We start from the raw sequence: 13209 nt of genomic DNA, 5'->3' as shown, positions 1-13209 counted from the left end.
CGAGTTTGAGGGGTTCAGGGCAGAAATGGGGACGGTTTCGTCAAATCCATGGTGCGACAGGTGCGTTGGCCAAACCAGCGGTAACGGTTAGTCGCCACTAGCCGATAGAGCCAATCCCGGAAGTTTTGCGGTAAAGGTCGGGCAAAAGTGAACAGTTGCCAGGGGCCGCCCAGCCTTTGACAGATAGCCAAGCAAGCATCGGAGGCATAGTAGGTATTCACCCCATCAAAATAGGCGATCGCCCAGTCTTCTGGATTTTCGGGGAGGGGTGGTAAATATTGCTGGGCCGTTTTTCCTTGGAGGGGAGCGAGATAAAACTTTTGGTCTGGGTCGATTTTGAGCATCAAATCCACAAAACCATTGCAAAGATTGCATTCCCCATCAAAGAAAATAATTGGCTTTGCTTGATCAAACATTGAAGTATTTCGCGACAGGGTGGTAGGTAATGATCGCCGAGGTGGATTGTTCGGGATAGATTTGCTCACTTTCGTCCATGTACATGCCAATGCGGTCAGTTTTCAGGAGGTCTAACTGGGTGTATTGATCCAAAATATTCGGACAAGCCGGATAACCAAAACTATAGCGAGAGCCTTGGTAGCGCTGTTTCAACATATCTTTAATATTGTCGGGTTCAGCATCCCCAAAGCCCAATTCCCGTCGAATCCGGGCGTGACACCATTCTGCAAGGGCTTCTGCCGTTTGGACAGCGATACCGTGGTAGTAGAGATAATCGGTGTATTCGTCGGCGGCAAAGAGTTTTCGGGCGTATTCCGTCGCAATTTCCCCCACGGTCACCGCCTGCATGGGAAATACATCTAAAACTCCCGATTCAGTGGACGCAAAGAAATCAGCAATGCACAGGCGTTTGCCGGATTTTTGCCGGGGAAATTCAAAGCGAGCCACTTCGCTAAGGGTCTGTTCGCTGACATATTCGTCGGGATCATAAATGATCAAGGTGTTGCCTTCCGATTGGCAGGGGAAATAACCATAAATCACTGTCGGATCAAGGATTTTTTCGGCGATCGCCTTTTGTTTCCATTGTTCTAAAAGCGGATGGACGGTGTCTTGAATGAACTGGTCATATTCCTCTTTAGATTGTTCTTTGGTTTTGCGGAATTGCCACTGACCGACAAACAACGCCTGAAGATCGAGATGCCAAAAAATTTCTTCTAGATCAATGTCTTCCGCCCGGAGAATTTTTGTCCCCCAGAAGGGAGGCCGGGGACGGGCGATATTATCCTCGACAAATTCAGAACGACGGGTATCGACAACTTCTGGTTCTTGGGATTTGGTTTCTTCGACGGCAATTTCTTCACCATCGCCGCTATAGGTGCGCTGGTTCGCCTCGGCATAGTCCCCTAGGAAACCATCAAAATCGTCCCATTGCTGCTCGGCCTTGGCGGGCATGAGTTTATCCATAAAATGCAGATCCGCGAAGGCATCTTTCCCGTAAATCACTTGTCCTTTGTAGGTATTTTGACAGTCTTGATAAACAAATTTGGGCGTTAAAGCAGCTCCCCCTAAAATCACGGGAACGGTAATCCCTTTTTCGTTAAAGGCTTCTAAATTGTCCTTCATAAAGGCAGTGGATTTTACCAACAACCCACTCATGGCAATACAATCTGCACCATTTTCTTCGTAGGCTTGGATAATGTTTTCAACGGGTTGCTTAATACCCAAATTAATTACTTTATAGCCATTGTTAGACAGAATAATATCAACTAAATTCTTACCGATATCGTGGACATCGCCCTTCACGGTGGCAATGATAAATGTGCCTTTGCCGCTATCATCGCCTTCTTCTTTATCCATGTAGGGTTCGAGGAAAGCCACGGCAGCTTTCATGGTTTGGGCTGACTGCAAAACAAAGGGTAATTGCATTTGGCCAGAGCCGAACAGTTCACCCACAACTTTCATGCCGTCGAGCAGGAAAATATTAATAATATCAAGGGGTGGATATTGCTCCAGAGCTTCAGTTAAAGCCTCTTCTAAACCGAGTCTTTCACCATCAATAATGTGCTGTTTTAAGCGTTCATTAACAGGCAGATTTTTATCAATGGCTTCGGATTTTTTCGCTTTTTTCCCAGCAAATAATTCAGTGAGTTTCGTTAGCGGATCGTAGGTGCAAACTTCCCCCTCAAATTCGCGGCGATCGCCAATCAAATCGCGACAAATTTTGATATGCTCTGGATCAATTTTTGCCATCGGTAAAATCTTACTGGCACTCACAATCGCTGAATCCATTCCCAACTGCATCGCATCATGCAAAAAGACAGAGTTCAACACCTGGCGCGCTGCCGGATTTAGGCCGAAGGAAATATTAGAAACCCCAAGGATAATGTGACATCCTGGCAATTCGTTATGAATTCTTTCAATCGCGTCGAGGGTCGCCTGTCCGTTATTTCTGTCTTCCTCAATCCCCGTGGAAATCGGTAAAGCCAAGGGATCAAAGAACACTTCATGGGCGGGAAGGCCATAGGCGATCGCCGCATCATAGGCACGTTTGGCAATCTCAAATTTCTTCTCGGCGGTGCGGGCCATTCCTTCTTCGTCGATGGTGCCGATCACCACCCCGGCCCCGTATTTTTTCGCCAAGGAAAGCACCTGATAAAAGCGTTCTTCGCCATCCTCGTAGTTAGTGGAATTAAGGATACATTTTCCGCCAGCCACCTTTAGCCCGGCCTCCATTTTTTCCCATTCGGTGGAATCAAGCATCAAAGGCAGCGTGACGTTATTCACCAAGCGGGAAGCCAATTCATGCATATCACGCACGCCGTCCCGCCCGACATAATCGACGTTCACATCGAGGACATGGGCACCTTCTTTTACCTGGGATTTGGCGAGGGACACCAGGCTATCCCAATCCTCTTCGTTTAATAACGTACGGCATTTTTTCGAACCACTGGCATTTAAGCGTTCGCCGACAATTAAAAAGGAGTTGTCTTGGAGATAGGGTTGGGGACTATAGATCGAGGCCGCAGCGGGTTCATATTCAGGGTGACGCTCTTTTGGCGTGAGTTCAGCCGCAATTTCGGCGAGGGCTTGAATATGTTCGGGGCGCGTCCCGCAACAACCGCCGATCACCTGAACACCGAGATCCTCGACGAAGTGCATCATTGCCATCTTCATTTCGAGGGGGGTGAGCTTGTAGTGGGCCTGGCCGCCAACGTTTTCGGGCAATCCAGCGTTCGGGATACAAGACACGATGAAGGGGGAATGCTCCGACAAATATTTAACGTGTTCCTTCATCAGGTCGGGGCCAGTGGCACAGTTCAACCCTAAAATGTCGATCTTGTAGGGTTCGAGAATGGCAACGGCAGCGGCAATCTCAGTGCCCACCAGCATTGTGCCCATGGTTTCCATCGTCACCGAGACCATGATCGGCAGGCGATCGCCTTTTTTCGTGAAGGTGCGTTCAATGCCATTGAGGGCCGCTTTAATTTGCAGCACATCCTGGCAGGTTTCCACGAGCATCAGATCCGCGCCGCCATCATAGAGACCTTCGGCCTGTTCCGCAAAGGCATTTTCCAGAGTATCGTAATCAATGTGGCCCAAGCTCGGTAATTTTGTCCCTGGCCCAATAGATCCGGCAACAAAACGCGGTTTTTCGGGAGTCGAAAATTCTGCCGTGACGCTTTTGGCGAGTTCTGCGGCTGTTTTATTCAGTTCATAGGCTTGGTCGGCGAGGTCATATTCTGCGAGCACCACCGATGTACCACCAAAGGTATCCGTTTCGATCACATCGGCCCCAGCCGCCAGGAAAGCGCGATGTACCGTCGCCACGGCTTCCGGCTTGGTTTTGACTAAATATTCATTACAGCCCTCATATTCGGCCCCTCCAAAATCTGCCGCCGTCAAATTCTGTACTTGCAGATTGGTGCCCATTGCCCCATCAAACACAAGGACAGGACGCTCAGGACTATGTAGGCGATCGAGGAAGGCACTTTTCATGGAGAAATGTTTCGGCGGTATTAGGATAAGAATAGATAATGGCGTCCTATATTTTAACCTGATTGCCCGGCCTGGGTTTGCTCATTTTCTCCAATTAATTGCGCAAAAGAGCTGCTGGAAGACTAATTTTCCAGACCTTCATCCAGCAACAATTGCAAAGTTTCCTGCATCTCTGTTACGGAAGTCGTCGCTGTGCCAAAAGTTCTCACAACAATACTCGCACCAAGGTTGCCCAAAACCGTTGCTTCCCAAGGTGTTGCCCCAGCACAAAAACCTAGAACCCAAGCGGCAACCACCGTGTCCCCAGCGCCTGTAACATCAAAAACGTCAGTCTGATTGAAGGCTGGAATATATTCTTCCTGTAGTTGATTATCTACAGAATGGAAAAGGCTCATGCCATCTTCCCCACGGGTAATTAACATAAATTTCGCTTGAGTTTGCTCTAGAAGCGTTTGAGCCGCTTGATTGAGGGCAGTGGGGGTTTCGATGAGTTGTCCAACGGCCTGTTCTGCTTCTGGTAAGTTTGGTGTAAAAACCATCGCTCCCCGAAAACGGTGTAAATCCCTTTGGGCATCGACAATCACATGGGGGTGCTCAAGGGCAGCTTCAATAACAGCTGCGTTGAAAACACCATCCCCATAGTCAGAGCAGACCACCGCATCAACGTGGGGAATTTGACTGCGTATATAAGCGACTAATTGGCTTTGAATTTTGTGACTGGGGAGGGCGTCGGATTTACGGTCAATGCGGACAATTTGCTGGGTGACAGACTGGCGGGCATGGCCTGAGATTCGGGTTTTGGTAACGGTTGGACGCTGGGCTTCATGGATAATACCAGTGGTATCGATACCCGCAGCAGCAAAAATTCGGCAAAGGGCTTCTCCCTGGGAATCCTGGCCGACAATCCCAGCTACTTTAACCTGAGCACCAAGTTTTGCAAGATTGTAGGCAGCGTTGGCCCCACCGCCTGGAATTTGTTGGGTATGCTCATGGCGAAGGATTAACACTGGAGCTTCTCGGGATAGTCGCTCCACGGCACCTACCAAAAATTCATCGAGGGTTAAGTCGCCGATGACGAGCACTTTAACCCGCTGAAAATCAGCCAGATGGTATTAAGGCGATCCTGGTGCGCTTGTAGTTTTTGGAAAAAAGCTGGGGTCATTGCAGGCATAAGTTAGGGAGTTTCATCGGGGGCGATCGCCTCAGTTTCAGTTGAAGCCTCCGGTGCTTTCGGGGTCGTACGCGCTGGAGCTGGCGGATTAGCCGGAGTCGAGTTTGTTGAATTGGTGGGGGCAGGTTGGGGTTTCGGCATAAACGCCGCACAAAAAGCGGGTTCGTATCTATAGTTCACGCTAACCCGGTAGTTGCTATTTTTCCCATCAAAACGGGCGTTACGAATATCTTGACTCGCTTGGTTATCCAAGGCATTTGTCCCAGAGCTTTGCACCAGGTTCCATTGGGAAGGACTGCCTTCTGGGGACACGGTGACATTGTAAGTCGCGGTACCGCTAGCTTGGCTACTACAGGCCCCCTTGGGATAGTTTCCTGTCAGGCTACGATTGACTGCGGCTGTATTGCGGGCCGCCGTTTGGCTTGGGGGCGGCGTGTTGGCGCTGGGTGTGGGAGGGCGGTTATTCGTATTATTCGTGCCACTATTACCGTTACTATTGCTACTGCCATTGTTATTGCGCAGTTCCCGTGGCTTGAGCAAATCGGCATCAAAGTACACTTCACCCCTGTTTGGGTTATTAGTACGGGGTTGGAGGGCGATCGCCGCTTCTTCTTCGAGTCGCCGTTGCCGTTCCACTAATTCCGGGTCGGGTTTGGTGGGAATCGTGAACTGTTGCTGTTGGCCAGAATTTCCATTGGGTCTGGGGGGTGTCAAGGTCGGTAAAGCGCCCCGCTCTGTCTCTGTTGGTGCATTAGGAAGCTGGGAACTGGTCTGGTTCGGAACGTTCGGTGGTGGCGGTAAAAAGCTCATATTCCGGGGGGGCGGCGGCGGTGCAAACCCGGTATAGCTACTGGAGATTGGGGGCGGACTGAGGGGAATAAAGGAAAAACTATCTTGCCCTAAACTGGGGGCCATGGGGGTTGGTAGGGTATTGAGGCCAGTAATGTAGGTCCCGTTGGGATCCATTCCCTGACCATTCAAGCCAGACAAGTCCAAATTAAAATCTGGGCTCGCCTCGAAAATTGATAAATCTAAGGACGCTGTTGTCGAAGGGAGACGATTTTGCACCTCCGGGGGTAAATCCACCACCCTCACTACCGAACGCTCCTGGGACTCTGGGGGCGCATTGTCAAAGCTGGCCCACAGGGGAATCGTCGCTGCCGCCAACCCATGCAAGGCAATGGAACCGATGACGGCTGCTCCCTGGGGACGCCGGGCATAATCACCCAAATTTCTGAAGCTTTGGAAGAATTGGTCTCTGGGACTAGCGAGGCTTTTGTCTAACATGAATCCAAAGGGGGCCGAGGGCAGATAGATGGCAAAAGATTGCTGTTCGATTCTAACTGATCACCCTGGCAAATTTGGCACAGAATCCATTCGCTAGAATGCCTTTAGAAATTCTTTCCAGGAGCAGCACTTTCCATGGCGAATCGCTTGGCCGACACCAAAAGTCTCTATCTCCGTAAACACGCGGATAATCCCATCGACTGGTGGTATTGGTGTGATGAGGCTTTGGCCCAGGCAAAGGCAGAAAATAAGCCCATTTTTCTCTCCATTGGTTATTCTTCCTGCCATTGGTGCACTGTGATGGAAGGGGAAGCGTTTTCTGATCCAGAAGTTGCCACCTATTTAAACGAAAATTTTTTACCAATCAAAGTGGATCGCGAGGAACGGCCAGACATCGACAGCATCTATATGCAAGCGTTGCAACTGATGACGGGGCAAGGAGGCTGGCCACTGAATATTTTCCTGACGCCGACTGATTTGATGCCATTTTATGGGGGTACCTATTTTCCTGTTTCCCCCCGGTATAATCGCCCTGGATTTTTGGATGTGCTGACGTCCCTGCGACGGTTCTTTGATGAGGAGCCGGAGAAACTCCAGGAGATTAAAACTGAAATTTTCACAATTTTAGACCGTTCTGCTCAACTGCCCCAGGGCCAAGCGCCCCTCGATCAAAATCTGTTTCTCAAAGGCCTAGAGCCTTGCACTGCCATTGTGGGCCGGGGTGATGCGGGGCCAAGTTTTCCGATGATTCCCTATGGGGCGATCGCCTTACAGGGAAGTCGTTTTACCTCGAATGCGCGCCACAACGGTTTGTTAGTGAGTACCAAACGGGGTTTAGACCTTGCCCTGGGGGGAATTTATGACCATGTGGGGGGCGGCTTCCATCGCTATACCGTCGATCCCCATTGGACGGTGCCCCATTTTGAAAAAATGCTCTATGACAACGGGCAAATCACTGAGTTTCTCGCCAATCTGTGGGCGGAGGGGGTGACGGAGCCGGCCTTTAAAACGGCCCTAGAGGGAACCGCCGCTTGGCTCGCCCGGGAAATGACAGCCCCCCAAGGCTATTTTTACGCGGCCCAGGATGCCGATAGTTTTCTCGATGCCGGGCACCCAGAACCAGAAGAAGGCGCTTTCTATGTCTGGGATTACGACGAACTCCAGACGCAACTCACGGCGGCACAATTTGCTGAATTAGAACAGGTGTTTTTTATTGCGCCGGACGGTAATTTTGAGGGGAAAATTGTTTTAAAACGACGGCAGTCCACAGAAATTTCGGAGAGCTTGCAAGGCATTCTTGATCAATTATTTACAGAGCGCTACGGTACGCCCCGGGAAGCCCTCGACCAGTTTCCCCCCGCCCACGATAACACCACAGCAAAGGCAATATCTTGGCCCGGCAGAATTCCGGCGGTTACAGATACGAAATTAATTGTGGCTTGGAATAGTTTGATGATTTCGGGATTGGCACGGATTTATGGGGTTTTGGGCCTCGAAAAAGCCTGGGAACTAGCCGTCAACTGTATCAATTTTATCCTCGAACACCAATGGCAAGGGGGGCGTTTATATCGGCTAAATTTTGATGGGGAAGCTGATGGGATGGCCCAGTCGGAAGACTATGCCTTTCTTATTAAAGCCCTACTGGATTTGCAGACCAATCACCCTGAGCAGACGCATTGGCTCGAAAAGGCGATCGCCCTCCAGACAGAATTCGATCAGCAGTTTTGGTCAACGGATTTGAAGGGGTATTTTAACAACCGCCAAAGTCCCGAACTCTTGATCCAAGAACGCAGTTACCAAGACAATGCCACCCCTGCGGCCAACGGCGTTGCCATCTGTAATTTGATGCGTCTTTTCTTGCTTACAGAAAATACCCAGTACCTCGACCGCGCCACGGATGCATTGCTGGCCTTTGGGTCTGTGCTCGAAAAATCCCCACAACAGTGCCCCACATTACTTTTAGCCTTGGATTGGTACTTACATGGCACCGTCGTAAAAGCGAAGCCGCAGCAATTGTTGAAACTCAGAAAAACCCTGTTAAATACGGTGGTGCTTAAACCCACCCAGGAATTGCCTGCGGATAGTATTGCTCTCGTCTGTCAAGGGTTAAATTGTTTAGAACCTTGTCGCAGCGAAAGTCAATTGGCGACTCAGCTTCAAACAAGTTTACAGCGGTGAGGGGTGTGAATTAAGCAACTTCGGTTACGCTGGATTTGCGATTCAATCCGTCTTCTCCCCATAAGCACCATGCCAGAGCATAGTCATTCCTCGCACCACTTGCCCCAAGATAATCGTCGGGAGGTACGGCGGGTGTTGTGGTTAACGCTGTGGCTGAACTTGCTCGTGATGACGTTAAAGGCTGTGGTGGGCTTGATCACGGGTTCCCTGAGTCTCCAGGCGGATGCTCTCCATAGTTTTACGGATAGCGCCAATAATGTGCTGGGCTTATTTGTCAATAAGTTCTCTTCACCGGAACCCGACCGGGATCACCCCTATGGCCACCAAAAGTTTGAAGCAGTCGGCGCTTTGGGGATTGGGATGTTTCTGGGGATTGCTTGCTTTGAAATTTTACAGGGGGCGATCGCCAAATTAATTGCTGGCCAGAGTGAGATCAGCATCAGCCTGGGGGAACTAAGTTGGCTCATTGTCGTGCTGGGAATTAATATTTTTGTGGCGTTCTACGAGCGGCGGGCAGGCCAACGGGTAGGCAGTGCGATTTTACTCGCCGATGCCAAACACACCATGAGCGATATTTGGGTGACGATCCTCGTGATGTTGGGTCTCTTAGGGGTCTGGCAAGCGAAGATTTGGGGGCTACCACAACTGCAATGGTTAGATGTGGTGCTGGCATTTCCCGTGGCCGCTTTAGTATTTAAAAGTGCCTGGGAAGTGCTCACCGATAATTTGCCCTGGTTAGTCGATGAAATGGCGATCGCCCCCGAAGCAATCCACAAACAAGTGATGACAATTCCTGGGGTGATTAACTGCCATGACATTGCGTCACGGGGTTTGCGCGGTCGGCAAGTCTTTATTGAAATGCACCTCATTGCCGCCGCCGAGGATGTGGCCACTGCCCATGCCATTAGCGAAAAAGTTGAACGTCACCTAGAGCAAATTTTCGCCCCAGCGAGGGTCACCGTTCACATCGAACCCAAAGCCTATAGCTCCGATCACATCGGCTTTGATGGCACCTCTTCTCACTCATAAAAAAGCCCCCACCAAAGGAGGCAATCCTTCCGTCAGGTATTGTGAGAATTCAGCTCTATTGCTGACGATTTTCCATTAAATTAGCCAGACGTTCGATGGCCGCCGTGAGGTTTTCTTGGGCCACAACTGCTGGATCGGGGGCTGGGGGCGGCGCGTCTATTTCTTCCATGGCTTTTGCTCGGTTAAATCGCCGTTGCATTTTTTCGATGGCCCGAATAACCAAGAAAATCGCAAATGCAATCACCAAAAAGTTAATTACAGCCGCCAAAAAAAGACCGTATTTAATGCCATTAAAAGACAATTCACCCAGGGCATCTAAATTAGCTGCACTTAAGGCGGGTTGTAAGATCGCCGGCGTAATAATATCTGCAACTAAAGAATTGACAATTTGACCAAAGGCCCCGCCGATCACGACGGCCACTGCCAAATCAATTACATTTCCCCTCATGATGAAGGCTTGGAAATCACTCCAAAAACTACTTTTTTTTGCCATAAATGCTCATTCCTTAGTGATGGATTAAAAACGATAAACAAAGATAAAAATGTCATCGCCCCTATAAAGATAAGCGACCCGATCCAGTAAATCAATTTTCTTAACCAATTCTTAAAAAGAACCGGGGCAAAAAATCAAAATCTAGCTGAAAACAAACCTTTAAATCAGCGCCGTCAACCGTCAAACAGTCGAAAATAAAGTTGCAAATTTTGTGCCCAACTTTACTTTAGGGCCAACGATTAATCACTTGTTGGCTATTTAGCCACCACTCCATAAACAATATGCTTCACTGGCAAAAATTCACGAATAATGGTGTTGTAATATTTGTGTTACTTAATAGTGTTGCCGTTAATTTTTTATCTTAATTATACTTAAGAAGCCTGTTCCCTCAGTTGCCATCTACTAACTTCCTAATTTAATGAATAAAAGCACTGTGCTCTTGGCTCTAGGTCTTGCCGCGATGCTCTCTGGCACAGAGGCGATCGCCCAAAATCAGCCAGCAAAAACGATTACCGTGGGGGTTTACCAAAATGATCCCAAGGTTTTTATCGATTCAGGTGGGCGGCCCCGGGGCTTTTGGGTAGATATTACGAGTGACATTGGGCGTGTGGAAAATTGGGCAGTGACCTATGTTCCCTGTGAATGGAATCAATGTCTCCAACAAATTGAACAGGGGCAACTCGATCTGATGGTGGATGTCGCCTATTCCGACACGCGAGATGAAGTCTTTGATTTTAATACCATCATCGTTTTGTCAAGTTGGTCACAAATTTATGCGCGACGGGGTGTTCATTTAGAGACGATTTTAGACCTCGACCAACGGAGAGTCAGCATCCTCGCCTCTGGGATTCAACAGGAAGTCCTCCGAGAAAGAATTAAAGCCTATGGCATTCAGCCGGAACTGGTGCCTATCGATAGTTATCCTGGGATGTTTGAACAGTTAGAGACAGGGGAAGTTGATGCTGCCATTGTCAATAATTTCTTTGGGAATAAATTTAGTCCCGACTATCAAGTTAATAAAACCAATATTCTGTTTAATCCGGCCCGGTTACATTATGTCGTTCCCGAAGGCGATCCTAAGCAGCTCCTGCCTGGCATTGATCGGCAAATGAGTCGCCTCTTACAAGATCGTGATTCTGTCTATTATCAGGCGATCGCCCAATGGTTAGAGCCGCCCGAAAAATTTAATTGGATCAGCTTACAAAATTTTTTCTTTAGCCTAATTGTCTATCTACCATTTCTCTTTTTAGGATGGTTTATTCTCCGTAACTATAGCCTGAAAAAAGAAATTAAACGACGCAATCAAATTGAGACTAATCTCCTTGAAAGTCAACAGCGATACGCCAACCTCGCTAATACCGTTCCCATTGGGATCTTTCGCACTAATTTGCGTCATGAATGTATTTATGTCAACGATTACTATTGTAAACTGCTGGCAATTCAACCCGAAGAGGCTCTCCATAAAGGCTGGTTAGAAAAAGTCTATCCCGACGACATTGACTACGTTCGAGAACAATGGCTAAAATCTATTACTAACCAAGAACTATTTACCCTAGAATATCGATTTCAGCGCTCTGACGGTTCGATACTTTGGGTATATGGCCAGGGCACCGCTGAGCTTGATAGTAAGGGTGAACCCCAAGGCTATGTTGCGACCATTACCGACATCAGTACCCGGATCAAAATGGAGCAACAACTCAAACATGACGCCCTCCATGATCGTCTTACTGGCCTCGCCAATCGTAACCTACTAATTGAACGGCTCAACCTAGCCCTAAAACGTTATAAGCGATATCCCATCCATGAATTTGCAGCCCTGTTTTTAGACCTGGATAATTTCAAAGTAGTCAATGATAGTCTGGGCCATGTTGTTGGGGACGAATTACTCATCGAAGTCGCCCATTTACTCAAATCTTTTATTCGCGATACAGATTTAGCCGCCCGCCTAGGGGGAGATGAATTTGTCATTCTCCTAGAGGAAATTCACGGGGTAGAAGATGCTGTGCATATTGCCGATCGCATCCTCAATACATTGAATATGCCTTTCCAGATTTCTAACTACGGCGTTTTTATCACGACGAGTATTGGAATTATCATCGGTGACTCTCGCCATGAATCAGCCCAGGATCTGCTCCGGGATGCCGATATTGCCATGTACCGGGCCAAACAAAATGGGAAGTCACAGTACGCAATTTTTGATCCCCAGATGCACCTACAGGCGATGAAGCGTCTCCAATTAGAAGGGGAAATCAGATCTGCCATTGAAGAAAAGCAATTTGTTTTGTACTATCAGCCGATTATTAATTTAGAACAAGGCAACATTGAAGGGTTTGAAGCATTAATTCGGTGGCAACATCCCCAACGGGGTTTGTTATCCCCCTATGAATTTATTGATGTTGCCGAAGAAACAGGGCTCATTATTCCCCTTGGTGAATGGATTTTAGACGCGGCATGTCGTCAATTATTTGAGTGGCAACAAGCGTTTAAAACGCCCCTGAAAGTCCATGTCAATTTATCGGTTAAACAACTCCAAGATTCGCTGTTATTTTCACTGGATCGATTATTAGAACGCTATCCGGTTTTTCCTAACACCTTAGGATTAGAAATTACTGAGAGTATGCTAATTCAAAATATCGACATCACTTGTCGTTTGTTAAACCAAATTCGCCTCAAGGGAGTTTTTATTAGCGTTGATGATTTTGGCACGGGGTATTCTTGTTTAAGCTATTTACACCAGCTCCCCATTGATGCGCTAAAAATTGACCGGAGCTTTGTAAATATTTCTGAGTTGAATGACCGCAACCGGGTAATTGCAGAATCGATTCTCGCCCTTTCTAAATCCATTGGGATTAAAACTGTGGCAGAAGGTATCGAAACGAAACAGCAATACCAGTGGTTAAAGAGCCAGGATTGCCAGTTTGGTCAGGGTTATTTATTTTCTCGGCCTGTTTCTTTGGATCAAGCAACAGATTTGCTACAGGGTCACTCCTTCGAGGTGCTAGAGAAGTTGCGCTCTTCCTCGTAATGTTGCTCTGGGCAATTTCTTGGACAGGGTTTGCCGGAAATGTCAGACTAAAGGACAGTAACAAGTTTTGAGGTT

The 13209-nt window shown here is 48.2% G+C and carries 8 protein-coding genes; 3 read left to right on the top strand and 5 right to left on the bottom strand.

The window, feature by feature from the left end; genetic code table 11:
- Positions 1-14 precede the first annotated feature (14 nt).
- The 4 genes from FEK30_RS01925 to FEK30_RS01910 form a co-directional block, all read right to left on the bottom strand.
- Positions 15-416: a thiol-disulfide oxidoreductase DCC family protein gene (locus FEK30_RS01925; RefSeq protein ID WP_138071456.1), complete on the bottom strand. Its 402-nt coding sequence runs from the start codon at positions 414-416 to the stop codon at positions 15-17.
- Positions 409-3951, bottom strand: a complete 3543-nt coding sequence (metH, locus tag FEK30_RS01920; RefSeq protein WP_138071454.1) for a methionine synthase — start codon at positions 3949-3951, stop codon at positions 409-411. Before metH ends, FEK30_RS01925 begins: the two co-directional genes overlap by 8 nt.
- A 122-nt stretch (positions 3952-4073) precedes the next feature.
- The gene (locus FEK30_RS01915) at positions 4074-5033 is read right to left on the bottom strand and encodes a bifunctional heptose 7-phosphate kinase/heptose 1-phosphate adenyltransferase (RefSeq protein WP_255447918.1); all 960 of its coding nucleotides are present in this window, start codon (positions 5031-5033) and stop codon (positions 4074-4076) included.
- Between the two features lie 92 nt (positions 5034-5125).
- Entirely contained in the window at positions 5126-6409 is a 1284-nt protein-coding gene (locus FEK30_RS01910; RefSeq protein WP_138071450.1) for a TonB family protein, read from the bottom strand.
- A 135-nt stretch (positions 6410-6544) separates the two neighbouring features.
- Between FEK30_RS01910 and FEK30_RS01905 the strand changes: the two genes are divergently transcribed.
- Together FEK30_RS01905 and cdf31 are read left to right on the top strand one after the other, a co-directional pair.
- A complete protein-coding gene (locus FEK30_RS01905; protein ID WP_138071448.1) occupies positions 6545-8587 on the top strand; it encodes a thioredoxin domain-containing protein in 2043 nt (680 codons plus the stop codon).
- A 69-nt stretch (positions 8588-8656) separates the two neighbouring features.
- The gene (cdf31, locus tag FEK30_RS01900) at positions 8657-9616 is read left to right on the top strand and encodes a CDF family zinc efflux transporter Cdf31 (RefSeq protein ID WP_138071446.1); all 960 of its coding nucleotides are present in this window, start codon (positions 8657-8659) and stop codon (positions 9614-9616) included.
- 55 nt (positions 9617-9671) lie between these two features.
- On the opposite strand, the gene mscL is transcribed toward cdf31, so the two are convergent.
- Positions 9672-10109 (bottom strand): large conductance mechanosensitive channel protein MscL, encoded by a 438-nt coding sequence (gene mscL / locus FEK30_RS01895; RefSeq protein WP_012308058.1) that lies wholly within the window; start codon positions 10107-10109, stop codon positions 9672-9674.
- A gap of 418 nt (positions 10110-10527) precedes the next feature.
- On the opposite strand from mscL, the gene FEK30_RS01890 reads away from it, so the two are divergent.
- Positions 10528-13134 (top strand): EAL domain-containing protein, encoded by a 2607-nt coding sequence (locus FEK30_RS01890; RefSeq protein WP_138071444.1) that lies wholly within the window; start codon positions 10528-10530, stop codon positions 13132-13134.
- Positions 13135-13209 lie beyond the last annotated feature (75 nt).

Origin of the sequence: Picosynechococcus sp. PCC 11901, assembly GCF_005577135.1 — a bacterium.
In the GTDB taxonomy this organism is placed as follows: Bacteria; Cyanobacteriota; Cyanobacteriia; order Cyanobacteriales; family MRBY01; genus MRBY01.
This window is presented reverse-complemented; position numbering and strand designations above follow the sequence as displayed.

What these genes read in the sequence shown, in the direction of transcription:
- FEK30_RS01925 (WP_138071456.1), bottom strand. Translation starts at nt 416, where the DNA reads ATGTTTGATCAAGCAAAGCCAATTATTTTCTTTGATGGGGAATGCAAT.
- metH (WP_138071454.1), bottom strand. Translation starts at nt 3,951, where the DNA reads ATGAAAAGTGCCTTCCTCGATCGCCTACATAGTCCTGAGCGTCCTGTC.
- FEK30_RS01910 (WP_138071450.1), bottom strand. Translation starts at nt 6,409, where the DNA reads ATGTTAGACAAAAGCCTCGCTAGTCCCAGAGACCAATTCTTCCAAAGC.
- FEK30_RS01905 (WP_138071448.1), top strand. Translation starts at nt 6,545, where the DNA reads ATGGCGAATCGCTTGGCCGACACCAAAAGTCTCTATCTCCGTAAACAC.
- cdf31 (WP_138071446.1), top strand. Translation starts at nt 8,657, where the DNA reads ATGCCAGAGCATAGTCATTCCTCGCACCACTTGCCCCAAGATAATCGT.
- mscL (WP_012308058.1), bottom strand. Translation starts at nt 10,109, where the DNA reads ATGGCAAAAAAAAGTAGTTTTTGGAGTGATTTCCAAGCCTTCATCATG.
- FEK30_RS01890 (WP_138071444.1), top strand. Translation starts at nt 10,528, where the DNA reads ATGAATAAAAGCACTGTGCTCTTGGCTCTAGGTCTTGCCGCGATGCTC.